Raw genomic sequence first — 26,965 nt, forward strand, 5'->3', positions numbered from 1 at the left:
AATTAATTTTTTTATTGAACTTTAAGCTTCTGGTCTTTCGTCTATAATAGGTACTTCTACTAAGAGAAACTGGTCAACACCTTCTTCATCTTTTCCTTGGTAAAATTTAAAAAGATATGTTTCATTACTTGTAACATAAAAGTTAAGGCTTACGGTTTCAGATTCTGGTGTTTCATCACAATTATCTTCTTGGTAAACATTGTTTTCTATCGCAACGATTCTTTCATTACCATCAATTGCATAATAAAAATCACGGAAGAAATAGCAAGAGTTAGGTTTTGTATAGGTCATGAAAATTTCATAAGTTTCCCCGTAAACAAAATATTCAGGAATATCTACACTTTCTATAGGCATAAAATTTACGTAAAATAAATCTGAATTATCATCGTCAATGCTACATGAGGTTAATGTTGTAATAAAAACAAGAATTAGTAAAGCGTATTTTTTCATATTAAAACATAGTCAATTATTATAGTAGATGTAAAAATGACAAAATGGTTGCGTTTTAAACCAAAAAAAATCCTGAAAGATTAATTTCAGGATTTTTAATTTCAATTATTTTGCTTCGTTTATCAGAGCTCTAACCTTCTCTTCTAGTTCGTCCATCAAATCCGGATTATCTTTAATGATCATTTTAACAGCATCACGTCCTTGTCCTAATTTGGTATCACCATAACTAAACCATGATCCACTTTTCTTAACAATTTCGTGCTCTACAGCAAGGTCTAAAACTTCTCCTACTTTAGAGATGCCTTGTCCATACATAATATCAAATTCAGCGAGTCTAAATGGTGGAGCAACTTTGTTTTTAACGACTTTAACACGGGTTTTATTACCCATTACATTACTATCGCTATCTTTAATTTGTGTAGATCTTCTAATATCCAAACGTACAGAAGCGTAGAATTTTAAAGCGTTACCACCTGTTGTAGTTTCTGGGTTACCGAACATTACTCCAATTTTTTCACGTAATTGGTTAATGAAAATCACAGTACAGTTTGTTTTACTAATAGAAGCTGTTAATTTTCTAAGTGCTTGAGACATTAAACGTGCATGTAAGCCCATTTTAGAATCTCCCATTTCACCTTCAATTTCACTCTTTGGTGTTAAGGCAGCAACAGAATCGACAACAACAATATCAATAGCACCCGATCTAATTAAGTTATCAGCAATTTCTAATGCTTGCTCACCGTTATCTGGTTGAGAGATGATTAGGTTATCAATATCTATTCCTAATTTTTCAGCATAAGTTCTATCAAAAGCATGCTCCGCATCAATAAACGCAGCAATACCTCCTGCTTTTTGTGCTTCTGCAATAGCATGAAGTGTTAAGGTTGTTTTACCTGAAGATTCTGGTCCATATATTTCTATAACACGACCTCTAGGATAACCGCCAACGCCTAATGCAATATCTAATCCTAATGAGCCAGAAGAGATAGCTTCAACATCTACCACAGCTTGATCGCTCATTTTCATTACTGTTCCTTTTCCGTAAGCTTTATCTAACTTGTCTAAAGTTAACTTTAAAGCTTTTAATTTTGCGTCTTTTTCACTACTCATATCTTCTTTTTTCTTAGAATTCTTCATTAAATTATTATTCAAAAATAACACTTATTTTAATTAAAACATTTCTCGTTTTCAAATTACTACAAATGAAAGTGATGATTTTTAGTTTTTAAAATTGATTGGTCTCATTCGATGTTTATAAGGTATAAAAAAACCAGAACAAATAAATGCTCTGGCTTAATATATTAAATCGGTATTTCTATTTTAGAATAATCCAATATATGATGCATCAGTTGTTCCTGTTTGTAACGTTGCTCCAGTTGTAAAACCATCTGCACTTGTAGAGCTAGGATCAAAAATGTAAACTTTACCTTCACCACCTAAAGATGCTAAAGCCATGTATAATTTACCATCAATTAGGCTTGCCCACTGGTATTGACGTAGCCATAAATCTAATGGTACATTCATTGTAGTTGCTGTTTTGTTATATATATCAATACGTACAACATCCCAGTTAGAGCTAGCACTATCTCCTAAGTCTGTATTTAAAACAGGTACATAGCCAATTCCGTTACCTACATAAAACCAACCTGTGTTTGCTTCTGCATTATGACCTAAAAGTGATTTAATATCAAACTTACCATAAGCTTCATCGTAAGTACCGTTGCTTATTTTCATCATTGATACATCTCCAGAAGTTACTAATTGGTAAGTGTCTCCATTTTCATCCTTATGAGCAACAGGTGTTCTATAGCCGTTAGTAGAACCTTGTGCTAATGTAGAAGTGATTGTTGTTTCATTCTCTAAAGAAGGATAATCTACAACCAAAGTTTCAACGTTGTCATAAACCATAGTGCCATTTTCACCAGTTAATGCATCGTAAAAACGTTTAGCAACACCATAATATAATTTTCCGTTGGTAATAACGGGAGCATCAATTCTAAACGTATGGATACCTTCCCCAGATTCATCTAGGTTATAAGGAAACTCAAATGAAGTATTCTCTAAAACACTCATTGTGCTTAAATCTACACGCGCTAAAGTAACAGTAGCAGTGGTTTTTATATAAGGAGAAGTTTCGTCTGTTGGATCTTCATAGATATTTTCAGTCGTTACGTTATGTAACATGGCGTAGTTGTCGTCAATTTTTGTCCAACGTGGGTACGCAGTTCCCATTACGGCTTGGACATCTGTTGTTAAAAGTAAATTATAGGTTTGTCCACTGATGTAATCATATTTAGCGATGTCTCCACCACCATAATTTAAGTTGTATACCGTTTCTCCATCATCAGAAGTGTATAATCTTGCTGTACGTGTCGATGGAATTTCTTGACCGTAACCACTAAATGTAAATGTTTTATCAGGGTTATTAAGGTCTTCAACTGTTACTCCTTGTGTATAAGTTTCAGATTCCCCCGTTGGGCTAGACCCAATTACCAAGTGGTATGGTCTATAAGCAGAATCATTTGTCGATGTTGTTGAAGGTGAGTCATCTTCACTACACGAAAAAGTTGATAAAACTAATGCCGATATACAGGCGATACTTAAAATTGATCTAAAATTGAAATTCATAATATTTGAAATTATTATTTATAAAATTGAAAAAGTTAGTTTCCCGTAAAATCCTCTACCAGGCTTTTGAAGGGCGTAATTATCGAATAATTGTTTGTTTAATATGTTTTTTACATCAAAACTTAAAGAGACTTTGTTTTTAGGAAATGTATAAGCAAAACCAGCATCAAAAGAAACTTGGCCGGGAATTACAATTTTTCCAGAACCACCAAGAACACTACTACCTCTAAAAAATTCATGTACATACAATACATTAGTATAAGTCGATAACGTAGATCCTTTTTGAATAAAATTCTTGGTATTGAATTTTAAATTGTAATTCATTGTAAAGTAAGGCGTATTGGCAAGTCGCTCGTAACTTGGTGTTATAGGGTTTCCATTAACATCATAGGTTACATTGTAATCTCTGGCATTAAAAAATGATGTGTTAGCACTAAAGAAAAGTGCTTCGTTGTAATTATAATTTAAGGTAAAGTCGAATCCTTCAGTATAGATTTTTCCAATATTTGAGTTCTCAAAAAATTCTTCATTACTTCCTGTTGGAAATGACATAATTAAATCTTCGGTGTCTCTAATAAATATATTTGAAGTAATTCCGAAAGTGTGTTTCTTTAGTTGAATATTATCATAGGTGAAACCTAAATTATAATTGTTACTATGTTCTGGTTTTAAATTTACAGAGGCATTTAAATTTGAAGCTACATTACCAAAAACTTCGTCAGATTCAGGTAAGCGAATGGCTTTTTCTGCTGAACCAAATACCGTAATTTTAGGTGTGATTGAATAAGAAATAGAGCCTCCAAATCCAAAGTCATTAGAAGTGATATTGTTTTCGTCAATTATAATAGTCGATCCTGAGGTGTTAGAACTTCTTGTTCGTAACTTCGAAGTTCTATCCATGTAATAAGATTTTCCAAAAACGGAAGTTCTTAGTTTTTCATCAAAGGCTTTGTTTTCTAATGAAACCGTTAAGATGGATTTTAAATATTTACGTTCTTCTTTCAATGCATTTTCAGCAGCAGGAAGCATTGGGTCGTCAGAATCTCTAGTAAATGTATTTAGTAAGTGATTTAATTGAATAGTATTATTCTCGTTGATATGATAGGCTAGATTAGTACGAGTGTTTACCGTTTCATCTATGTCTTTTTGAAGTGTTGGGTCTCCTGCTTCAGCGCCGCTAGACCAAACATCTGGGTCATTAAAATAACTTGTTGGGTAACCTAACCAACTGTATTGTGTAGCAATGGTATCTATAGTTTTTCTGTTTAGGCGTGAGTAAGACACAAATGCACTTACATCTAAATTTTTCGCAATATTTTCTTTTGCAAAATCTAAGCTGTACATATTGGTGCTTTGCTCTGTGTGCCTATTTCCATAAACAATCTCCATGGTTGCACCAGTTTGTATTTGTTGATCCATATTAGAAAGTAAAACTCCAGCCAAAAGTTTATCTGCCCATTCAACATTTGTAAATCCAAATTCAGCTTTTCCTCCTTGCGACCTATATCTGTCATGAAAACGTTTGGCGTGTATATAAACATCCGGTGTTCCTGCAGACAGTGCTACGGCAACTTGATTCCCCCAAACTTCATAATCGTTATCGGCATAGTTAACAAAAGCAGAACCTCTAGCGGTAAACCCATTTTTGTTATTTCTGTAACCTCCATTAACGTCCGTTCTGTAAGTTCCAAACGATCCCGTAGAAATAGATGCTTTTAATTCATTTTTAGTAATATCATTTAATACAACATTTATAGCGCCACCCATAGCATCATCTGATAAATGTGGTGGTACAACGCCTTTGTAAACTTCAATACGTTTAATTAAAGAGGGAGGGATACTATTTAATGAAAATGAGGGTCCAAAATTTCGAATAGGTACACCGTCAATGAAAATTTTAACCGAATTACCAGTCATTCCATTTAAATTATAATGGGCATGAGATCCTAAACCACCAGATTGACGAACCCTAACCCCTGCAGATTGATCTAGCATTTCATTAACCTGTATAGATTGTATTGCAGCTTCTTTAGTTTCAATAACATTTACAGCAAAACCTTTTTCTTCAATTTTTTGCTGTACGGTTTTAGATTTTACAAATACTTCATCAAGTGCTGAAATCTCTAGAATAACATTAACTTCTTTGTTTTTTGAATCTAATTTTACAGAAACTATTTTAGGAAGATCGTTTAGTGAATAAAATGTAATGGTGTAATCTCCGTAAGGGATGTCTTTAAAATTGAATGAACCATTTACGTTAGAATTTGTTTCTTTTTCTACCTGATCACCTTTTAGGGCTATAAATATAGCTACTGCTGGTTCGTTAGAATTGTATTTCACTTTTCCGTAAAAATTCCCATTTTGACTAAAAGCTGTAAGGCTAGAAATCAGGACTAAGTAAAAAGAAAATATTTTGATTCTAAACACGTATAAATTTTTCACAAAAATATCCTTATTTATATTTATTCCAAATAAAAATAGCCTTTTTTTTAAAATATCTTTTAGTTGCAAATATCTTATGATTGCTAGGTTTTTACTTTTAAATTCCTGTTTTATTTTACTGTTGTTTTTTATGAATAAGGTTATAGGTCTTCAATTGTATTTGGTGTAGAAAATGAAAATCAATTTCTATACGCAACCCTTCAGTGATTTTTACATCTACTAAGTGAAAAAGGAAAATAATTGCTATGATTAAATTTAAAGAGTCGATTGGTTTTCGGCTTTTTAAATTTTTAAGTAATGTATTTGGTGTTTCAGTTGCTGTTAAATCCTCTGTGACTGTTAAACCGATGTAGATTAATTTTTAAGTTAGTAAGTTAATCAAGCACTATGAGATATTCTTAGTGCTTTTTTTGTGCTTCAGTATTTCGTTTTCGTTAAAAATGATACCTTTGCGGCTAATTATTCTTTAACCTTAAAAATTAGTATAGCATGCAACTGTACAATAACTTAAGTGCTAAAGAAAGAGCTGAACTTATTGAACAAGCGGGAAAAGAACGCTTAACAATCTCTTTCTACAAGTACGCCAAAATTAATAATACCGAAATTTTTAGAAATCACTTATTTCTTGCTTGGGATCAATTAGAGGTCTTGGGTAGAATCTATGTGGCTACAGAAGGTATTAATGCCCAACTTTCTGTACCTGCAGAAAATTTTGAAGCTTTCAAAAATCATTTAGATACCATTACATTTTTAGAAAACGTAAGATTAAATATCGCTGTAGAGCACGATAATTTTGCCTTTTTAAAGTTGAAAGTCAAAGTCCGTAAAAAAATAGTCGCAGATGGTTTAAACGATACGTCTTTCGATGTTACCAACAAGGGGGTTCACGTCAATGCTGAGAAGTTTAATGAACTTATTGAAGATCCAAACACTGTTTTGGTAGATATGCGTAATCATTATGAAAGCGAAATAGGTCATTTTAAAAATGCAGTAACTCCAGATGTCGATACTTTTAGAGAATCTTTAGATTTAATTGAAGAAGATTTAAGAGAGCACAAAGAAGACAAGAAGTTAGTAATGTATTGTACAGGCGGAATTAGATGCGAAAAAGCCAGTGCATACTACAAACATAAAGGCTTTAAAAATGTATTTCAGCTTGAAGGTGGAATCATTAATTACGTAAGACAAATTGAAGCACAGGGTTTAGAAAATAAATTCTTAGGTAAGAATTTCGTTTTCGATGAACGTAGATCAGAGCGTATTAGCGACGATGTCATTGCTCATTGTCATCAATGTGGTGAGCCAGCAGATTTACATACCAATTGCGCTAATGAAGCTTGTCATTTATTATTTATTCAGTGCGATTCTTGTAAAGAAAAAATGGAAAACTGTTGTTCTACAAACTGTATGGAAATAAACAGATTACCATTCGAAGAACAAAAAGCATTACGAAAAGGGCAAGGAAATAGTAACGATATTTTCAAAAAAGGCCGTGCCGATCACTTACCGTATAAAAAAGATTTAAGAAATATTTTTGAAACCTTAAAAACAGATAAAATATAAGTTGTTATGCAGAAAATAGAATTAATGGCACCTGCCGGTAATTTTGAATCCATGCAGGCAGCTTTAGATAATGGCGCAAATTCAATATATTTTGGAGTAGAGCAACTTAATATGAGAGCGAGAGCTTCAGTTAATTTTACTCTAGATGATTTACAAGAAATTGTAAAACGTTGTGAAGCCAAAAATGTTAGAACCTACCTTACTTTAAATACTATAATTTACGATCACGATTTATCGATTGTAAAAACCTTGATTAAAAAAGCAAAAGAAGCTAATATAACTGCAGTTATTGCTATGGATCAAGCAGTGATTGCTGTGGCAAGAGAGCACGGTATGGAAGTACATATTTCTACTCAAATTAATATCACTAATATTGAAACCGTAAAATTCTACGCACTTTTTGCTGATACAATGGTGTTGAGTAGAGAGCTGAGTTTGCGTCAAGTAAAACATATTACAGAGCAAATTGAAAAGGAGCAAATAAAAGGACCTTCAGGACGATTAATAGAAATTGAAATTTTTGGTCACGGTGCACTTTGTATGGCTGTTTCTGGGAAGTGTTATATGAGTTTACATTCTAGTAATTCTTCAGCAAATAGAGGTGCTTGTAAACAAAATTGCAGAAAAAAATATACGGTTATTGATCAGGAAACTGGTTTTGAAATGGAACTAGATAATGAGTACATTATGTCGCCTAAAGATTTGTGTACTATTGATTTTTTAGATGAAATTGCAGATGCTGGAGTAAAGGTTTTAAAAATTGAAGGACGAGGTAGAGCACCAGAATACGTAGCGAATGTTATTAAGTGTTATCGTGATGCTATTGATAGCGTTAAAAATGATACCTATAATAAGGAAAAGGTGATTTTGTGGATGCAAGATCTGGAAAAAGTCTATAATCGTGGTTTTTGGAGTGGTTATTATTTAGGTCAAAAATTAGGAGAATGGAGTAAAGGATCAGGAAGTCATGCTACACAAAAGAAAGTGTATATTGGTAAAGGTGTTCATTTTTATCCTAAAGCTAAAGTTGGAGAATTTAAAATCGAAGCTTATGATCTGTCTATTGGTGATAAGATCTTAATTACAGGTCCTACAACAGGAGCAAAAGAGTTTCAGTTAAAAGATATGTTAGTTAATGATAAAAAATTAAATAAAGGAACCAAAGGAGACTCGATTACGATACCACTTGAATTCAGAATTAGACCTTCAGATAAATTGTACAAAATTGTTGAAAATAAAGTTGAAGCTTAATGGTCGTTATAACTTTACAACGCAATAAATGTATTGGCTGTAATTACTGTGTGGAAATGGCACCAAATCAGTTTCAGATGTCTAAAAAAGACGGAAAAACAGTTTTGCTAAACACAAAAGAAAAGAAAGGTTTTTATACTCTAAAATCAAATGATTATGAGATTTTAGAGGCTTGTGAAAATGCATCAAAAGCGTGTCCTGTAAATATCATTTCTGTTAAGATTAAATGATAGTAAACACGCTGTTTTAAAAGGTTTCTAAGTTATCGTGAAGTTGCAATAATAAATCAGATTTTAGCTAACTCAGGAAATAATCTTATCTTTACTCATTAATTATTTACGAATCCTCTATTTAGACATGTATTGTCTAGATTTAATATATAAATTTTATGGCTTGTAACAGTTGCTCAACTGGTAATGATGGCCAACCAAAAGGATGCAAAAACAATGGGACTTGTGGCACAGATAGCTGCAATAAACTTACTGTTTTTGATTGGTTAGCTAACATGTCGCTTCCTAACGGACAACAACCTTTTATAGGTGTTGAGGTACGTTTTAAAAACGGCAGAAAACAATATTATAAAAATACAGAAAACCTCACTTTAAGTATTGGGGATATTGTGGCAACACAAGCAAAAACGGGTCACGATATCGGAATGGTTACGCTTACCGGAGAATTGGTAAGCGTACAAATGAAGCGTAAGAAAGTTAGACTTGATGATGCAGAAAATGTTCTGAAAATATACCGAAAAGCATCACAAAAAGATATTGATATTTGGTCTGAAGCTAGAGATAGAGAAGAACCAATGAAGGTTAAGGCACGTCAGTTTGCTATTGATTTAAATCTGAAAATGAAAATTTCGGATATCGAATTTCAAGGAGATGCCAGTAAAGCTACATTTTATTATACCGCAGAAGAACGCGTAGATTTTAGAGAACTAATTAAAGTTTTTGCACGTGAGTTTAGAACACGTATAGAAATGAAACAAGTTGGCTTTAGACAAGAAGCAGCAAGACTTGGTGGTATTGGTTCTTGTGGTAGAGAGTTGTGTTGTTCTACTTGGTTAACCGATTTTAGATCGGTAAGTACATCAGCAGCGCGTTACCAACAATTATCGCTTAATCCTTTAAAACTTGCAGGACAATGTGGTAAGCTTAAATGTTGTCTTAATTACGAGTTAGATGCTTACTTAGACGCCTTAAAAGCATTTCCAAAGTCCGATGTAAAATTGTACACCGAAAAAGGGAATGCTGTTTGCCAAAAAACCGATATTTTTAAAGGTTTAATGTGGTATGCTTATGAGGGAGAATGGATGAACTGGCATATTATTACTACAGAACAGGCCAATGAAATTATTGAGAAAAATAAGAAAAGGGAAAAGGTAGCTAGTTTAGAAATGTATGCTGTAGAGCAGATACAAGATCCTAAAACCGAATTTGAAAATGTTGTTGGTCAAGATAGTTTAACACGTTTCGATAATCCAAAACCGAATAAGAAACGTAAAACCAATAAGAATAACAGAAATAATACCAATAATACCAAAAACAAACCTAGAAATAGAAACCGTAATCAAAATATTAATGCAAAGCCAAAGCAAAATTCAAAGCCAAATGCTAAGAACAATTAAGGCATTATTTTTTGGAATTATAAGTTGTTTTTTTGTGGTAAGTTGTGATTCTAATGCAGTCTTTGATACTTACAAATCAGTACCTAAAGAATGGCACAAAGATTCTATTGCTTCATTTAATTTTAAAGCACCAGACACTTTAAAGAATTATAATTTATATGTTAATTTAAGAAATACAGATGCTTATAAGTTTAGTAATTTATTTCTTATTGTAGAATTAGATTATCCTAACGGCAAGGTTGTTACAGATACTTTAGAGTATAAAATGGCAGCTCCTAATGGGGAACTTTTAGGAACGGGATTTTCAGATTTAAAAGAAAATAAATTGTGGTTTAGAGGTTATAAAGAACCGTTTAAATTTAACGAAGAAGGAGAATACATTGTTAATATTCAGCATGCCATGAGAAAAAATGGAGATGTTAATGGTGTAGAGTTTTTAAAAGGAATTACAGATATTGGTTTTAGAGTAGAAAAAGCTCAAAAAGAGTAAATATGGCAAAAAAGAAAGTAGTAAAATCTAAGTCAGAAACATTAGATTTTTCAAAATATGTACGTTGGTTTTGGATATTATTTTTAGCTGGTATCTCAGCTATTGTGTTATTGTTTTTATTCGCGTCTTGGGGATTTTTAGGTGAAATGCCCGATTATACAAGATTAGAAAATCCGGAAACTAATTTAGCTTCAGAAATTATTTCTTCAAATGATGAAACATTAGGGAAGTTTTATTTTGACGATAACAGAACTCCAATTGGTTTTAAAGATTTACCTCAAAATTTGGTCGATGCATTGGTTGCAACAGAAGATATCCGATTTTATGAACACTCTGGTATTGATGGTAGAGGAACTTTGAGAGCTATTTATAAATTAGGCGCTGGTGGTGGAGCAAGTACCGTTTCTCAACAATTAGCAAAAAACTTATTTACAAAACAGGTTTCTTCAAATATTATTGAGCGTCTTTCTCAAAAAGTAAGAGAGTGGGTTATTGCTATCCGTTTAGAACGTCAATATACTAAGGAGGAAATAATAGCGATGTATTTTAATATTGTTGATTTTAACAACAATGCAGATGGTATTCGTAGTGCTTCTAGAATATATTTTGGAAAAGAACCAAGAGATTTAGATACTAAAGAATCTAGTATGATTGTTGGGATGTTAAAAAACCCTTCGTTATACAATCCTAGACCTCACAAAAATCCTGTTGGTGTTAGAAATAGACGTAATGTTGTTTTGGCTCAAATGGCTAAATATGATTATATCACAGAAGAAGTAAAAGACTCTCTTCAAAAAACAGAATTAGATTTAAACTATTCACCAGAATCTCACCGTGAAGGTATTGCGACTTATTTTAGAGAATACCTTAGGGGTTTCATGAAAGATTGGGCAAAGGATGATCAGAATAGAAAACCAGATGGTAGTAAATATAGTTTATATACTGATGGTCTTAAAATTTACACAACAATAGATTCTCGCATGCAGAAATATGCAGAAACGGCGGTTGAACAACACATGTCTAGATTACAAGCAGAGTTTGATAATCAAAATACACCAGACCGTAATAAAACAGCGCCATTTTTAGATCTTTCAAAATCTGAAGTTACTAAGCTAATGAATGACGGTATGAAGCGTGGAGAACGTTGGAGAATACTTAAAAAGCAAGGAAAGTCTGAGAAAGAGATCCGTGCTTCATTTGAGGTACCAACAGAAATGAGAGTTTTTAAATGGGTGAATGGTAAAGCAGGTGAAATAGATACTATAATGAAGCCTAAAGATTCTATGCGTTATTATAAATCATTTTTACGTACAGGGATGATGTCAATGGATCCACAAACAGGTCATGTTAAAGCTTGGGTTGGTGGTATAGATTACAGAAATTTTCAATACGATATGGTAAAACAAGGGAAGCGTCAGGTAGGATCTACCTTTAAACCTTTTGTTTACGCTACTGCTATTGATCAATTACAATTATCGCCTTGCGACTATTTTCCAAGAACACAAATTACTATTGCTGCTAATAAGTTTGGAAATCCAGAACCTTGGACAACTAAAAATTCTGATGGTAATTATTCAGGTGAGCAAACGCTTAAAGATGCTTTGGCAAGTTCTACAAATACAGTTACGGCAAGGTTAATGAATGAAATAGGACCTCAACCTGTTGTAGAAATGGCTAAGAAATTAGGTATTGAACAAGATATTGTACCTGTGCCCGCAATTGCTTTAGGAACAGCAGATATTAGTGTTTACGAAATGGTTGCTGCATATTCTACCTTTGCTAATAAAGGAGTTTATAACAAGCCTGTTATGGTAACACGTATTGAAGATAAAAATGGAACTATCTTATATCAAGTTGCACCAGAAAGTAGAGATGTATTAAGTGAAGAAGTTGCTTATGTAACTGTTAATCTTATGGAAGGGGTTACAAAAGCAGGTTCTGGTGGACGTTTAAGAACTAAAGGAGTAGAAAAGTATAATAAAATGTATCAAGAAGTGATGACGGGTTATCCTTATGATCTTCAGAATCCAATAGCTGGTAAAACAGGAACAACACAAAACCAAAGTGATGGTTGGTTTATGGGTATGGTGCCCAATTTAGTAACTGGTGTTTGGGTTGGTGCAGAAGATAGAGCAGCGCATTTTAGAACAATTACTTATGGTCAAGGTGCATCTATGGCATTACCAATTTGGGGGCTTTATATGAAAGCTTGTTACGCAGATGAAACTTTAGATGTATCTACAAGTAATTTTGAAAAGCCTTCTAATTTAACAATCAATATAGATTGTGAAGCTAAAGATGAAGGTGATCTTGTTGGCGATGATAATCCTGAAGATAATGTTGATTTCGATTTTTAAAGAATCTCAACTTAGGTATTCCATTTTATGATTTTATATTATTAATTTGATACTAGTTTTTGTATTTTTCAAATGCAAAAACTAGTACCTATGATTAATAAAAAAGTAGATAATATTTCTCAGGCACTTAAGGGTGTTACTGATAATATGACCTTTATGTTTGGTGGTTTTGGCTTATCTGGAATTCCTGAAAATGCCATTGCTCAGCTCGTAAAACTAAATATTAAGGGGTTAACCTGTATTTCTAATAATGCAGGGGTTGATGACTTTGGTCTAGGTCTGTTACTACAGCAAAAGCAGGTCAAAAAAATGATTTCATCTTATGTTGGAGAGAATGATGAATTTGAACGTCAAATGCTTTCTGGTGAATTAGATGTCGAATTAATTCCGCAAGGCACACTAGCCGAACGTTGCAGAGCAGCTCAATCTGGGTTTCCTGCGATATATACACCCGCAGGTTACGGAACAGAAGTAGCCGAAGGAAAAGAAACTAGAGAATTTGATGGGAAAATGTATGTCTTAGAACATGCTTTTAAAGCCGACTTTGCTTTTATTAAAGCTTGGAAAGGTGATGCCGCAGGGAACTTAATTTTTAAAGGAACTGCTCGAAATTTTAACCCAAACATGTGCGGTGCTGCTAAAGTAACCGTTGTTGAGGTTGAAGAATTAGTTCCGGTTGGAACATTAGATCCTAATCAAATACACATTCCCGGAATATTTGTTCAACGTATCTTTCAAGGTGAAACTTATGAAAAACGAATTGAGCAACTTACAGTAAGACAACGAGGTTAAAGCTTGTCAATCCTATTTATTAGGATAGGAATCTCCAAATAGAGTTATAATATTAATTAAATAGATTTCTGCCTCGGCAGAAATGACAGAAGATATGTTAGACAAAAACGGAATCGCAAAGCGCATTGCACAGGAAGTTAAGGATGGTTATTATGTTAACTTAGGTATAGGTATTCCAACCTTGGTAGCTAATTTTGTGAGAGAAGATATTGAAGTCGAATTTCAAAGTGAAAATGGAGTCTTGGGTATGGGGCCATTTCCTTTTGAAGGAGAAGAAGATGCAGATGTTATTAATGCAGGCAAACAAACAATAACTACTTTGCCAGGAGCATCATTTTTTGATTCAGCAACAAGTTTTGGTATGATTAGAGGTCAACACGTAGATTTAACGATACTTGGTGCTATGGAAGTTTCTGAAAAAGGTGATATCGCTAATTGGAAAATACCAGGAAAGATGGTAAAAGGAATGGGAGGTGCTATGGATTTAGTAGCAAGTGCAGAAAATATTATTGTTGCAATGATGCATACCAACAGAGCAGGTGAGTCTAAATTATTAAAAAATTGCTCTTTACCTTTAACAGGTGTTGGTTGTGTAAAGAAAATTGTAACAAATATGGCGGTGATAGAAGTTACTCCAAAAGGATTTCAGCTTTTAGAACGTGCGCCAGGAGTTTCTGTCGAGGCTATTATTTCTGCTACGGAAGGTGAATTAATTATTGAAGCTGAAATACCGGAAATGAATGTGTGAAAAATAAATTTTATTTGTAAGAGCTGCTAATTTTAGCTGCTTTTTTTTGAAGGTAAAATCTTTTAAATGTTAAATTAAAATGTATTTCAGCGATTTATTAAGTGTTTAAGCGGTTAATGTTAAAATATATTAGATATTGCTGTATCTAATAAAAGAAATATATTAGAAAACGTAAGTTACCATAAACTTAATTTCCTTTTTGCCCCAAACCTATATTGAAATATTGATTATGAAAACTAAATCAAGCTTACCAAACCCTACTTTAACTGAAAATCATGAATTTTCAGTATTAGAAAGCACTTTAGAGTTTATCTCTGATGTTTTTAAATTAACAAAAAGAGTATTCATGCTATAATCCTTTAGGAATAGCATGAATCAGCTTTTTTGTATACTCTTTTTTAGGGGAAGCATATATTGTATCTGCATCTCCAATTTCTTCAATTTTTCCTTTATTCATTACTAATAACTGATCTGCCATATATTTTACAACGGCCAAGTCGTGTGAAATAAATATATAAGTGAAGCCAAATTGCTCCTTTAAGTCATTTAATAGATTTAAAACTTGTGCTTGTACTGAAATATCTAAAGCCGAAACAGACTCATCACATACAATAAGCTGAGGTTCTAAAGCAATAGTCCTTGCTATACCTACACGCTGACGCTGACCTCCTGAAAATTCATGTGGATAGCGGTCAAAAGCAGAAGCATCTAAGCCTACTTTTTCTAAAATTTCAATAACCTTTTCTTTTCGTTCTTTATTTGAAGATCCTATATTATGAACCGTCATGGGTTCTAAAATAGCATTACCAACAGTTAATCTTGGATTGAGCGAAGCAAATGGATCTTGAAATATAATCTGAATATCTTTTCGTAACGTTCGCATATCCGAAGTATTCAAATTTGTAATGTCTTTCCCTTTATATAATATTTGTCCAGAAGTCGCTTTGTTTAACTGTAAAATAGCATTTCCTAAAGTCGATTTTCCGCAACCAGATTCACCAACCAAGCCTATCGTTTCTCCTGGGTAAACTTTAAAGCTTACACCATCTACGGCATTAAAAGGTTTGTCTTTCGTAAACCATCCCGTTTTGGATAGGTATGTTTTTTCAACATCAATAACTTCTAATAAAGGGTTTTGAGCATATAATTTGTTGTGATTTTCAATTCTGTTTTCATCAGAAATAATGGTTTGACTTACGCTGTTATTCATAAAGTCAGAGATTGTCGGTAATTGTTTTAATCTAAAATCTGTTGATGGTCTAGCGCCAATTAACGCCTTGGTATAATTGTCTTTTGGATGATTAAATATGGTTTTGGTTGTACCTTGTTCTACAATTTCACCTTTATACATCACTAAAACACGGTCTGCTAATTCCGAAACTAAAGACAAATCATGAGAGATAAACAGAACGCTCATTTTTGTTTCAATTTGAATCGTTTTAAGCAACTCTAAAATCTCTTTTTGTACAGTAACATCTAAAGCTGTGGTTGGTTCGTCTGCAATCAGTAATTTAGGTTTGCAAGCAATAGCCATGGCAATCATAACACGCTGTTTTTGTCCTCCGGAGATTTCATGAGGATACGCTTTATAAATTCGGTCGGGATTAGGTAGCTTTACTTTATCAAAAAGATTTAGAACTTCGGATTTAATTTCTGAATTAGATAATTTAAAATGTTGTTTTAAGATTTCTTCAACTTGTTTACCACAGCGCATAGAAGGATTCAAAGAACTCATAGGTTCCTGAAAAATCATGGCAATTTCTCTTCCTCTTATAGCTTGAAATTCTTTATCAGATAGATCCACCAAGTTTTTATCTTCAAATTGAATGGTTCCAGATGTAATTTTCGAAATCTGTTTAGGTAATAATCCCATTAAGGCTAGTGAAGAAATAGATTTACCAGATCCAGATTCGCCTACAACGGCTACAATTTCATTTTTATTGATATGAAATGAGCTATTTTTTATAATTTTATTTTCAATTCTATCCTTATAAAAGGAAATATTTAAACCTTCAACTTGAAGTAATTTTTGATCTGCCATAAGAGAGATTTGAATCTAGAAAACTAGATTACACATGTTTTATTTCATTATCTTGAAGCAATTTGTCGCCTCTTAATCTTAAAAATATTTGTGCGACTGCAATTGTATCTTTTTCGCAATAAACAACAATTCTATTTATTTCTTTCGTTTTGTAATAGACGTGATAAACTTCACTACCATCAATATCATCTTTAGGTGAAGGAATGCCTAATACATTAGTTAATAATTTTAATGACGTATAGGTTTTAAAATCACCAAATTTCCATAATTCTAAAGTATCTAAATGAGGTACTTCCCAAGGTTTCTTTCCAAATAAATTTAGTTTTTCTGGCAATTCTATATGGTGAATAATCATGCGTCTTGCTATGTATGGAAAATCGAATTCCTTACCATTATGAGCACACAGTAAATACTTATCAGAATTAAAATGTGTGTTTAGTAAGTTTTTAAAATCATTTAAAATTTTTATTTCATCACCGTAAAAGGAAGTCACTCTAAAACTTCGAATTTCTTCTTCTATGTTAAAGTAGCCAACCGAAATACATACAATTTTACCAAATTCAGCCCAAATGCCTGCTCGGTCATAAAACTCTTCTGCTGAAAATTCTTCTTTTCGCTGGTAACGCGACTTGGCATTCCAAAGGTCCTGTTTTGCATTATCTAAATCTGAAAAATTTTCTGTTTCAGGAACGGTTTCTATATCTAAAAATAGAATGTTTTCTAAGTTGAGTTTGCTAATCATGTATTGTGTATTTGGCAAACCCAACAGGTTTTAAAAACTGAAAGGTTTAGCGTTTTACTTTTCCATCATGGAATAAGCTTCGTCTATAAAGGTATAAAAATCAGGTGAATGTGCATCACCTTTAGCTTTTGCAACCGTGTGTCCCAGTCTGATTACCATAACATTATCTTCAGGGATTACAATTACATACTGACCTAAGTGGCCACGCATATAAAAAACATCTTTGTTTTTGTGCTTGGCGATCCACCAGCCGTAACCATACATTGGACCATTTTTAAAACGTGGATGTACTGATTTTGCTACAAATGTAGAATCTAGAATTTGTTTACCATTCCATTTTCCATGGTCTTTAAAAAGTTTTCCATAACGTGCAAAATCTTTTGCATTACTTGCAATACAACAATAGGCTTTTACCAAGTCGTGATCTTCACTATCTACTTGCCAAAGTGTTTCGTTTTCTGCACCCAAAGGTTTCCAAAAGCTTTCTTCAAAATACTTGTATAATTTTTTACCTGTAGCTTTTTCAATCACCATAGCTAACATTTGAGTGTCTCCACTTGCATATTTGTAGCTTTTTCCAGGATCTGTTGCCATTTTTAAGCCATTCATAACTTTAGATAAGTCATCATCAAAGTAGGCACGTGTGGTAATAGAAAAAGGAGAATAGTAGGCTTCATCCCAATTTGTACCAGAGCTCATGCTAGATAAATCACCAACCGTCATTTTTGCCGCTTTTCCATCACAAAATGCAGGAAGGAAATCGCAAACAGGTTGGTCTAAACTTTTAATATATCCATCTTGAATCGCTTTTTGCATCAATCCAGAAACGTAACTTTTAGCCATAGAAAAACTATTCGATTTAGAATTTTCATTAAATTCATCGTAATAATTCTCAAACCAAATGCTATCATTTTTAATAATAACATAGGCAATGGTACCTGAAGATTCGTTTAGCTTTGTAAGCTCTTCTGTTTCTGAGGCGCTGTTATAATCTTTATGATTTGGCCAAGGTTCAGGTGTTCCTATATTAATGGCTTGGTTATCAAATTGTTTGTAGTCTTCTAAATATGCTGTTTTGTGGCCATTCATATATATGGTTCGTACAGCTTTTAATAAATAATCGGTATCCGTTATGTAAAGTGCAGCAATAACAACTGCCAATAGAATAACAATGAATTTAAGTGTGTTTTTTAGAAACTTCATTTGTGGTAAGTGTTAATTAGTTGCTTGACGTTTTTTTAATTTGTCTTTATAAAATTGTTTGTCAGCGATATATAGTGTTTTATTAAATGTAGCAATTATATTTTGGTTATCATCTACAAGACTCATTGTTTTAAGAATGTCAGTTTCTTTATTTTTTGATATTGAGTCTTTTATGTTTTTAACTTCTTGTTCAGAAAATATAAATTCACCATAAATTGTTGTTCTTGCAGGTCTTTTATAGCGTGCTTCTACTGCTTTATCCCAAACAACGTAATCATCACCAAGGATCTGAATTAACTGTATCATGTAGATTGGGTCTGTAGCAGCAAGCATACTGCCTCCAAATAAGGAACCGGCATAATTCCGGTTTTTCCAATTAAGTTTGAGTCTTATTTTTACGTAGTGTAGATCGTCACTTACTTCAATAAGTTTAGCAGTTGTCCGTCTATACATAGGCGACCAATTAAAACCGTATTTATAGATTGTTGAGGTTTTAAAAAAACGTTTTAAAAATTCGGTAGCAACTTTGTACATCAATTAAAATAAGGTTTGTTGTTTGTTTTCGCTCTCGTGATTAAGTAACCATTGTTTTCGGTGTAAACCACCAGCATAACCGGTAAGACTTCCGTTGCTTCCAATAACGCGATGACATGGAACAATGATCCAAAGTGGGTTTTTACCATTAGCATTAGCAACAGCTCTAATGGCTTTTGGGTCGCCTAATTGCTTAGATAATTGAAGGTAAGATATGGTTTTACCTAAAGGAATATCTCCTAAAAGTTTCCATACTTTTTTCTGAAATTCTGTACCCTCAGGATTTAGATTTAAGTTGAATGTTTTTAGAGTACCTTCAAAATAATCTTGAAGTTGATTAGCACAATCCTCAAGTTCATGAGGAATTATATCTGTGATTTGTTCTTCAGTATTTAGTATGCTAACTTGAGTAATACCATTTTCATCTCCAATAATTTTTGCGTAACCTAAAGGAGAATTAATGATGCACGAAACCATTTTCTATTCGTTTTCTGGTGTTTTTTCCTCTTCAATAATACCTAGTTTCTTCGCTCTAGCTTCCCAGCTTTTTCTAGCTAAAGATTGTAAGTCTGAAACGTTATCACTTTCATCCATGATTTCTAGACCTAGAAGAGTTTCTATAACATCTTCCATGGTTACAATTCCACTAACAGAACCATATTCATCGACCACTAAAGCCATATGATTTCTGCTTTCTACTAACTTTTCAAATAGTTTAGGAATAGGTAGATTTCGTTCAATAACAATAATATTTCGTTTAAGATCAGATAATTTTTTAGATCCATTATCTAAGGCCATTTCTTTAAAAACTTCATCTTTTAAAACTAAGTTTTGAATGTTGTCTGCATCTCCTGAATATATAGGGATTCTACTAAATCGTAGATTCATATTTTCTTTAAAAAACTCCTTTACAGTCATGTTTTCATCCACAGTTTTCATTACTGTTCTAGGTGTCATTACATCCTTGGCAAAAACTTCTTTAAAGGTGAGTAGGTTTTTTATAATCTTACTTTCATTTTCTTCAAAAACCCCTTCTTCATGTGCAATATCTGCCATTGCAGCAAAACTTTCTCTGTTTAAAACACTTCCGTGTCCTTTTCCGCCAATGAGTTTTGTGGTTAACTGAAGCACCCATAAAATACCGGTGTATTTAAGAGGGAATATTAAAATATTAAGAGCTTTAGATGTAAAGTTGGCTAACTGTTTCCAGTATGTTGCCCCTATTGTTTTTGGAATAATTTCTGAAGCAACTAAAATTAGAATAGTCATTACGGTAGATACAATGGCTACCATTAAATCTTCAGTAATAGTAATACCTAAAATGGTTCTTTCTGTAGTGCCATACATTTCGGCATAAGCTACTTTAGCTTGTACACCAACTAAGATAGCACCAACCGTGTGGGCAATAGTGTTTAATGTAAGAATAGCAATTAAAGGACGGTCAACATCTTTTTTTAATTCTTCTAGTTCCGTAGCATAAACTTTGCCTTCTTTCTTTTTAAGATTTATAAATGTAGGTGTTAAACTTAAGAGTACAGCTTCTAGAATAGAACATATAAAAGAAAAGAATATAGATATGACAGCGTAAAAAATAAGTAAGCCCATTAATAAATAAGTGTTTTAGTTAGGGCTAAGTTACAAAATGAATGTTGAATTGTAGATTTATTTTATCGACCTTAAAAATATTGGTTTTACTTATTAATTTGTTAATCTTTCACCTTGGTGTAACAGGAAAAAAAATACTTCTAGGACTGTAAACAAAAAAGATTAGTCATAAATTTAATTATTGACTAATCCTTTTATATAAATTAGTTTTTTTTAATTGAGATAGGCTAAATTATTTTATATCTAAAAATACGCCAGCACTAAATGAAGGATTTGCTGCAATAATTTTTCCGCTTAAAAGAGAAGAATAGTTGAACGAGACACCTAGTTTTTTATTGATGTAATAAGCAACTTCTGCGCCTAAACCAACATATTCGATATTATTTGCAAATATGCTACCTTGAGAATTTTGTGCATTTAAACTTCCGTTATGTAAGGATTGTATTGTGTTTAGTCTTCCTATTAGCCAAAATTTATTTTGAATTAATTGAGTTCCTAATTCTAATCCTGTGGTTAGTTGATCAGAAAAATCATTGGTTCTATTATTAAACCCTAAATATACTTTACTGTAAAAGGATTGGTTATATATATTAAAGGATTTACCTAAGTTAAGCTGTACTAGTTGGTTAAATTCTCCATCACCAGTCTGAAAACTTCCATCAGATCCACCTTCACTTTTTCCTGTAGGCAAGCCAAATTTTAAAGAGGCAGATAAAGCCCAAGAGTTTTTATTAAATAGGCTATAGTTGACACCTAAGTCGATATCTCCAATAGAATTTACGGCTTCACCTTCAGTTAAAACTTGTCCGGTTGTTCTTGAAACAGCATCATTTTGAGTTGTTCTGGAGAAAAAAGGAATATAGGCTACTAAATCTAATTTTTTAGTAAGTCCATATTGTCCATAAAAGTTGAAATTAAAATTTGTTCTGGTGGCGTTAGGATCTTTATCTCCGGTATCTGTATAATGTTCGTCAGATTCTAAATACCAGGCTGAAACTTTATAATATCCTTTGCCTTTATCTTTAGTCCATTGTGCAAAAGAATGTTGAAAGCTTAAGATGATAATTAAAGTTGGGATTATTTTTTTTAAAGTCATTGTCATAATTTAAATATGTAATTAATCTAATATTTCGCCTGTACCTACTTTTACACCAAAAGGTTGGCACCAGTAAAGTAAATAGGTGTAATCGTTAATGTTAGTGTTGGGAATTGTGTATGTGTGAGCGCCATTAAAAACACTAACAGGTCCAACACTATAGGCACCAGAAATTGAGTTAGGATTATTAGTTAAGTACAAGTAAAGTCCAGGTAGGCTAGTTGTAGCTTGGTAGTCGCTATTTACAGAAAGCAGTAGGTTGTCAGAGTTTTCTTGTTCTGCGAGTGTAAAACTACCGGTAAGTAAATAACTACTAGTCGTTACAATGGTACCCGATTTTACAACGGGTTCTATAATTACCACAGTTCCATTTTCTGTAATGGTTATAGAAAAACTTTCTTCTAAAAAAATATCATTTTCTAATACAGAAGCAGATATTGTGGTGGTTCCTTCAGAAATAGCAGTTAGAAACCCAGAAGTGTCAACGGTTGCAATGTTTAAATTAGAACTGCTCCAGGTTACTATTGTTTCTTCTTCAATTCCTATATTATTAAAATATGCAGTGTTTAGCTGATAAGTTTCAGGAACGGGTAATGAGTTAATAGGGTTTAGAATTCTGAGCTCAGGTTCAATAAAGTCATTAACAATATCTTCTCCGATACAACTTGTTTGTAATAGTAATAATGAAACAAGTAAAAACGTGTACTTTTTAATCATAGATAGTAAATTTATAAAGTAGTTGTCTTTAATAATTTAAAACCCTTACACTATAATGTTAAAAAATTAAGAATTCACTATTAGGGGGCGTTGGAAATAGATCATAAAAAAAACACTCTTATATTTTATACAAGAGTGTTTTTTTACGATTCAAAATTATTAATTATAGCAACTTTTAATCTATTTCGATATACTTTTTTTGCTCAGTTAAATGAATGAATTGTCCATTTTTATATTTAAATTCCCCTTTGTAAGCATATATTGAATCAACCTGACAGCAAAATGAAAAATCGGTGGCATAACTATACGAGAGTGTTTTCGATTTTTTGTTGTAAGTTAAATAGTGCTTTGTCTCAATAAAACTTTCTTGAGATAACGATAGTTTTCCGCTAGGATTGTAAATACTGTCGTTTAGAATTTCATTGTACTTTGGATAATTATAATCGATTTGGTGATAGTTTATCTCATTATCTTTAAAAGAAATTAAAGTGGCAGATTTTGTTTTCTCAGAGTAAACAGATGCAGGTCTACCAAAACTTTTTTCCTTTATTAGGTATTTTCCATCAGGCATTAGGTAAATATGTTCTAGATTTTTAAACTCTAATTTCTCGATGATTTGTCCATTTTCTAGCACAATTTGGGAAACCCAATAAGGATTACAATACGCACCACAAGATTCTCCCCGACCAACAAATATTTTAAACAAGTTATCAGGAGAAGTATATACACTGGCAACTAAGATGCTTCTGTCACCATCAAAATGATTAGTTAATAATGATTTTATTTTTGAATTTGATAAGTTGGAATTTTCAGTTTCTAAAGTAGAGAAGGCTATTTTTCTCCAAAAAAGAAGTAAATCCAAAGAGTCTTTATGAGACATTATATAGTTTGAATGAATTTCTTCTAAGGGATAGTCTGCAAATTCACCTTTTTTAATTTCCAGAGAGTCTTTGATTGTTTCTGTTAAATCTAATTTTTGATTCTCTTCATAATTATTTGAGGGGATTTCAGAAACCGATATATCCTTAATTTTAGATTGGTGTTTGTCTTTGCATCCAAAAACCAATGCTAAGAGTATAAATGCTATCTGTATTTTACAATTGTAATACATAGGTTATCTAACTTTCTAATATAATACTAGTATTAGGAACTCCGTATTGCGAAATACGTTCTAAAAAAGTAATTAAAGCCTTGTTGTCTTTAAAATAGCCTAAAATACATAAACTATCTTCTCCTGTAATACGGTCGCAACGTTCTACTTCGTTTATGTATTTGATTTGGTTGTATGCTGTTCTTATAGTACTAGATTGATGAATTTTTAAATTGATATAAGCCCTAACTGTAACGCCTAATTTATCATGATTAAGCTTTAAAGAATACCCTAAAATAAATCCTTTTTTCTCTAGTTGTTTTACACGTTTACCAATTGCTGGAGCTGATAATTCTACAGCTTTTCCTATAGTAGCAAATGATTCACGTGCATTTTCGCGAAGCATTTTTACAATTTTTTGGTCAATAGCGTCCATTTTCTGTTTCGAAATTAATTTGTTTGTTATTCAAAAGATTCGAAACCAAATGTAGGAAAATTTTTGCATTTATTTTTAAGATAAACAAGCAGTTTGTTTGAAATTATGGTTCAGTTTAAAAATCTTCTGGATGATTATCTAAATCTAGATACTATTGTTTTTTGAAATAGAATGAAACAAGAATCCGTTGCGATGTAATAATAAACATAAGATAGATTAACCTTTTGCTAGGTGATAGAGCGATCTTATAAGAAACGTCCTTAGCAAATTTTGATAAGGACGTTTCTCTAAAAATAAATAATAAAATTGTTTTTTAATTTTCTGTTTCTCGTTTAGCAGCTTGCTCGGCACGTTCTAATTCTTGCTGTGCTTTTTCTAGTTCTCTTTTGGCTTTTTCAAGATTTTGCTTAGCTTCTTCTGTGTTTTTAGCTTCTTCTTTATCAGTATCTGTGCCAGAAATATAATTTTTCAAGTCTTTTCCGAGTTCAATTATTTTATTTTGAAACGAATGTGAAACTTTATTTTTATTTACGAAAATTTTAATATTTCCTTTATTTAATTTGCATTCGAAAGTCTTATTATTATCTTTTTCGATGGTCCATAGGTATGTTTTACCGCTAATAAGTAGATTATCCTTTCCTAATTGTTTTAAGACTAAAGCTTTTATTCCTTCATTTTTTGAATTGTCATATCGTGCTCTAAATTTATAGGTGTCGTCAGAATTTGAAACAGAAATAGAGCTACTATGTTGTACATCATTATTTTCTTCTATAGAAATAGACCGTGAGATATTAGTTGATACACTCATTGTTGTTGGAGGTGTTGGTGGATTGGGTGCTGTTTGCGATTGGCCTTGTATAGCCGAAAATAAAGTAGCAACGACAAGGAATCCGATTTTTTTGTTTAAGATTTTCATGATTTTTTGATTTGATTTTGAAACATTCATAACTGTTCGTTTTTATTGATGATTCAAAATTAGAAGAGAAATATCCTAAAAAAAAGAAAATGAGAAGCGTTAACCTAGCGTTAACCAACAGTTGAATTTTTTGTTAATTGACTTTAAATTCTAAACCAATATTGCGAGTGCTTTTAATTAAAATAGAAGAATCGTGTTTAAAATATTTTCGTAACCGACTAATAAAAACGTCCATGCTTCTCCCTGAGAAAAAATCGTCATTTTCCCAAACGGCTTTTAAAATAGCTTCGCGCTTTAGAAGTTGGTTTTTATGTTGAAAAAGAAAAAGAATTAGTTCAGCTTCTTTTTGAGTGAGTTGTTTTTTGAAGTCTTTACAGGTTAACTCTAGTCGCTGCGTGTCTAGAGAGTAATTACCAATAGTTACAACACTAGAGGTTTTAATTTGATTGGAATGATTTTGAGTTCGTTTTAAAATATTATTTAAACGTAATACCAATTCATCGGCTTCAAATGGTTTAATAATGTAGTCGTCTGCACCTAGTTTTAATCCTTTAATTTTATCATCTTTCAGTTTTCTTGCGGTTAAAAATATGAAAGGAGTTTCAGGATTAATGGCAATGATTTGTTTAGCTAATGAAAATCCATCAAGTTTTGGCATCATCACATCAAAAACACAGATATTAAAGGTTTCAGTTTTAAAAAGATCTAAAGCCTCTTGTCCGTCTTTAGCCCAAGTGATGGTATAACCAGAAAGTTCTAAATATTGCTTTAAAATGTTCCCAAAATCTAAATCGTCTTCTGCTAAGAGGATGTGTTTCATAACTATTAATTTATGGGAAGTGTTATAACAAAAGTTGTTTTTATATCTTTTTCGCTCTTCACTGTAATAGTGCCGTGGTGTGCTTTTACTATTTGGTTAGAATAATACAAGCCTAAACCTAAACCTTTTACATCATGAAGTGCCTTGTCTTCTACGCGGTAGAATTTATCAAAAAGATGTTTGTGGTTTTCTTCAGAAATGCCAATACCGTGATCTGTAATGCTAATTTTTAAATCGGAATCAATTTCTGCATTAAAAGTAATAACGCAGTCGTCGTTTGAGTATTTTACGGCATTTTCAAGAATATTTAAGAGTGCTGTTGTGATATAAAATTTATCAATTTTAATAACTTTATTTTTTGCTAAAAACACACGATTCAATGTCACATTTTTCGTGTATGGGATTAGTGAAAAATCATCTAAAACGGTATTTAAATAGGCTTCAATTTCTACGGGCTTTTTAATAAGTTTAATTTCTTTGTATCCCAAACTGTTACTAAGTACTTGATCAATTAGTTTTTGAAGTCTTTTATTTTGGCGTTCAATAGTATTTATAGTAGCATCAAAATGTTGGCTATCTTTTTTTACTAGAGGGTTTTTAAGCATTTCGCTAGCTAAGCTTAAGGTAGTTAAAGGTGTTTTTAATTCGTGAGTAATATTATTAACAAAATCCGTTTTTATATCTGCAATTTTCTTTTGTGTGATAAGATTTTTTATAGAATAGTAAAGTAGTCCAAAAACAAAACAAAATATAAGAAGCGATAGCATTAAAAGACCGATCATTTGTTTAAAAACTTCGGTTTTCCAGCCGTCTATATCCATTACATCTTCGGTATGAAACATAAGATATAATGAGGTATTTACAGCTTTTCCGTCAATTTCTCGTGTGTCTAAATGATCTGTTTCCCAGAGTGTATTGCTTATATATAATTCGTTTTTTACAGGGATACTATCTCCTAATATTATGGCTTTAGGCATTTTTTTATAATCATAAATGGTATCATTACTTATGGAGTCCATCAGGATAATATGCTTAACGCTTTTATGATATTTTATGCCATACGGTATATTGTTTTTAAGTAATTCTTTTTGATAACCTTGTTTAAACAGTTCGTTTATAGAGTTAATAACGCGTTGTAGGTTATTGATAACATCTGTTTTTGTAGCTGTTTTAACTTTGTAATCAGTAAGGGTTGTTAACAAATCTTCTTGCCAGATGTTTGAGAGAGAATCTAGTGTAGGTGAGAAATCGTCAATACGAGAAATAGAACGTCTAGTATCGTTTATAAAAGCTTCTTTTTTTAATTTGTAAGTGTTATTAATTAAATAGCCTTGAATAAGAGACAAGGCTAATAATCCTAAAATAGATGCGCTTATTAAAATATTTATCTTTTTGTTCACAAGATTATGATGTATTC

26 protein-coding genes are annotated in these 26,965 nt (G+C 32.2%); 9 read left to right on the forward strand and 17 right to left on the reverse strand.

Features of this window, described 5'->3' with window-relative positions:
- Positions 1-21: 21 nt before the first annotated feature.
- From H0I32_RS08495 to H0I32_RS08510, 4 genes are all read right to left on the reverse strand, one after another.
- Positions 22-450, reverse strand: a complete 429-nt coding sequence (locus tag H0I32_RS08495) for a hypothetical protein (RefSeq protein WP_173587699.1) — start codon at positions 448-450, stop codon at positions 22-24.
- Between the two features lie 105 nt (positions 451-555).
- Complete coding sequence (recA, locus tag H0I32_RS08500; RefSeq protein ID WP_173587780.1) at positions 556-1,560, reverse strand: recombinase RecA; 1,005 nt, start codon at positions 1,558-1,560, stop codon at positions 556-558.
- A gap of 210 nt (positions 1,561-1,770) precedes the next feature.
- Entirely contained in the window at positions 1,771-3,078 is a 1,308-nt protein-coding gene (locus H0I32_RS08505; RefSeq protein WP_173587700.1) for a hypothetical protein, read from the reverse strand.
- An 18-nt stretch (positions 3,079-3,096) separates the two neighbouring features.
- Positions 3,097-5,520: a TonB-dependent receptor gene (locus H0I32_RS08510; RefSeq protein ID WP_173587701.1), complete on the reverse strand. Its 2,424-nt coding sequence runs from the start codon at positions 5,518-5,520 to the stop codon at positions 3,097-3,099.
- A 489-nt stretch (positions 5,521-6,009) separates the two neighbouring features.
- On the opposite strand from H0I32_RS08510, the gene H0I32_RS08515 reads away from it, so the two are divergent.
- From H0I32_RS08515 to H0I32_RS18075, 9 genes are all read left to right on the forward strand, one after another.
- The gene (locus tag H0I32_RS08515; RefSeq protein ID WP_173587702.1) at positions 6,010-7,083 is read left to right on the forward strand and encodes a rhodanese-related sulfurtransferase; all 1,074 of its coding nucleotides are present in this window, start codon (positions 6,010-6,012) and stop codon (positions 7,081-7,083) included.
- Positions 7,084-7,089: 6 nt separating this feature from the next.
- Entirely contained in the window at positions 7,090-8,334 is a 1,245-nt protein-coding gene (locus H0I32_RS08520; RefSeq protein ID WP_173587703.1) for a peptidase U32 family protein, read from the forward strand.
- Positions 8,334-8,564, forward strand: a complete 231-nt coding sequence (locus tag H0I32_RS08525) for a ferredoxin (RefSeq protein ID WP_173587704.1) — start codon at positions 8,334-8,336, stop codon at positions 8,562-8,564. Before H0I32_RS08520 ends, H0I32_RS08525 begins: the two co-directional genes overlap by 1 nt.
- Before the next feature lie 158 nt (positions 8,565-8,722).
- Entirely contained in the window at positions 8,723-9,961 is a 1,239-nt protein-coding gene (locus H0I32_RS08530; RefSeq protein ID WP_173587705.1) for a stage 0 sporulation family protein, read from the forward strand.
- The gene (locus H0I32_RS08535) at positions 9,945-10,451 is read left to right on the forward strand and encodes a gliding motility lipoprotein GldH (protein ID WP_173587706.1); all 507 of its coding nucleotides are present in this window, start codon (positions 9,945-9,947) and stop codon (positions 10,449-10,451) included. Before H0I32_RS08530 ends, H0I32_RS08535 begins: the two co-directional genes overlap by 17 nt.
- Before the next feature lie 2 nt (positions 10,452-10,453).
- A complete protein-coding gene (locus H0I32_RS08540) occupies positions 10,454-12,808 on the forward strand; it encodes a penicillin-binding protein 1A (RefSeq protein ID WP_173587707.1) in 2,355 nt (784 codons plus the stop codon).
- A gap of 90 nt (positions 12,809-12,898) precedes the next feature.
- Positions 12,899-13,600, forward strand: a complete 702-nt coding sequence (locus H0I32_RS08545) for a CoA transferase subunit A (protein ID WP_173587708.1) — start codon at positions 12,899-12,901, stop codon at positions 13,598-13,600.
- Positions 13,601-13,694: 94 nt separating this feature from the next.
- Positions 13,695-14,348 (forward strand): 3-oxoacid CoA-transferase subunit B, encoded by a 654-nt coding sequence (locus tag H0I32_RS08550; protein ID WP_173587781.1) that lies wholly within the window; start codon positions 13,695-13,697, stop codon positions 14,346-14,348.
- 229 nt (positions 14,349-14,577) lie between these two features.
- Positions 14,578-14,703: a hypothetical protein gene (locus H0I32_RS18075; protein WP_256928796.1), complete on the forward strand. Its 126-nt coding sequence runs from the start codon at positions 14,578-14,580 to the stop codon at positions 14,701-14,703.
- On the opposite strand, the gene H0I32_RS08555 is transcribed toward H0I32_RS18075, so the two are convergent.
- The 13 genes from H0I32_RS08555 to H0I32_RS08615 all read right to left on the reverse strand — a co-directional run bounded on the left by H0I32_RS08555 (position 14,698) and on the right by H0I32_RS08615 (position 26,948).
- Complete coding sequence (locus H0I32_RS08555; protein WP_179314129.1) at positions 14,698-16,389, reverse strand: ABC transporter ATP-binding protein; 1,692 nt, start codon at positions 16,387-16,389, stop codon at positions 14,698-14,700. The genes H0I32_RS18075 and H0I32_RS08555 overlap by 6 nt on opposite strands.
- A 28-nt stretch (positions 16,390-16,417) precedes the next feature.
- On the reverse strand, positions 16,418-17,131 hold the full coding sequence (locus H0I32_RS08560; protein ID WP_173587782.1) for a 3'-5' exonuclease: 714 nt from the start codon (positions 17,129-17,131) through the stop codon (positions 16,418-16,420).
- A 54-nt stretch (positions 17,132-17,185) separates the two neighbouring features.
- Positions 17,186-18,334: a serine hydrolase domain-containing protein gene (locus H0I32_RS08565; protein ID WP_179314128.1), complete on the reverse strand. Its 1,149-nt coding sequence runs from the start codon at positions 18,332-18,334 to the stop codon at positions 17,186-17,188.
- Positions 18,335-18,346: 12 nt separating this feature from the next.
- A complete protein-coding gene (locus tag H0I32_RS08570; protein ID WP_179314237.1) occupies positions 18,347-18,868 on the reverse strand; it encodes a PaaI family thioesterase in 522 nt (173 codons plus the stop codon).
- A gap of 3 nt (positions 18,869-18,871) precedes the next feature.
- Positions 18,872-19,345, reverse strand: a complete 474-nt coding sequence (locus H0I32_RS08575) for a methylated-DNA--[protein]-cysteine S-methyltransferase (protein WP_179314127.1) — start codon at positions 19,343-19,345, stop codon at positions 18,872-18,874.
- A gap of 3 nt (positions 19,346-19,348) precedes the next feature.
- Entirely contained in the window at positions 19,349-20,473 is a 1,125-nt protein-coding gene (locus H0I32_RS08580) for a CNNM domain-containing protein (protein ID WP_173587712.1), read from the reverse strand.
- 232 nt (positions 20,474-20,705) lie between these two features.
- A complete protein-coding gene (locus H0I32_RS08585) occupies positions 20,706-21,569 on the reverse strand; it encodes a hypothetical protein (protein ID WP_179314126.1) in 864 nt (287 codons plus the stop codon).
- Positions 21,570-21,590: 21 nt separating this feature from the next.
- Positions 21,591-22,286 (reverse strand): Ig-like domain-containing protein, encoded by a 696-nt coding sequence (locus H0I32_RS08590; RefSeq protein WP_179314125.1) that lies wholly within the window; start codon positions 22,284-22,286, stop codon positions 21,591-21,593.
- A gap of 175 nt (positions 22,287-22,461) precedes the next feature.
- Positions 22,462-23,397, reverse strand: a complete 936-nt coding sequence (locus H0I32_RS08595; RefSeq protein WP_179314124.1) for a hypothetical protein — start codon at positions 23,395-23,397, stop codon at positions 22,462-22,464.
- A gap of 7 nt (positions 23,398-23,404) precedes the next feature.
- Positions 23,405-23,812 carry an Lrp/AsnC family transcriptional regulator gene (locus tag H0I32_RS08600; protein WP_173587716.1) on the reverse strand — a complete coding sequence of 136 codons (408 nt, stop codon included), beginning with the start codon at positions 23,810-23,812 and terminating at the stop codon, positions 23,405-23,407.
- Positions 23,813-24,125: 313 nt separating this feature from the next.
- Entirely contained in the window at positions 24,126-24,728 is a 603-nt protein-coding gene (locus tag H0I32_RS08605; protein WP_179314123.1) for a hypothetical protein, read from the reverse strand.
- Between the two features lie 133 nt (positions 24,729-24,861).
- Positions 24,862-25,548: a response regulator transcription factor gene (locus H0I32_RS08610; RefSeq protein WP_173587718.1), complete on the reverse strand. Its 687-nt coding sequence runs from the start codon at positions 25,546-25,548 to the stop codon at positions 24,862-24,864.
- Between the two features lie 5 nt (positions 25,549-25,553).
- On the reverse strand, positions 25,554-26,948 hold the full coding sequence (locus H0I32_RS08615; RefSeq protein WP_179314122.1) for a sensor histidine kinase: 1,395 nt from the start codon (positions 26,946-26,948) through the stop codon (positions 25,554-25,556).
- Between the last annotated feature and the right edge of the window lie 17 nt (positions 26,949-26,965).

This window comes from Winogradskyella sp. HaHa_3_26, assembly GCF_019278425.1.
GTDB lineage: Bacteria > Bacteroidota > Bacteroidia > Flavobacteriales > Flavobacteriaceae > Winogradskyella > Winogradskyella undariae.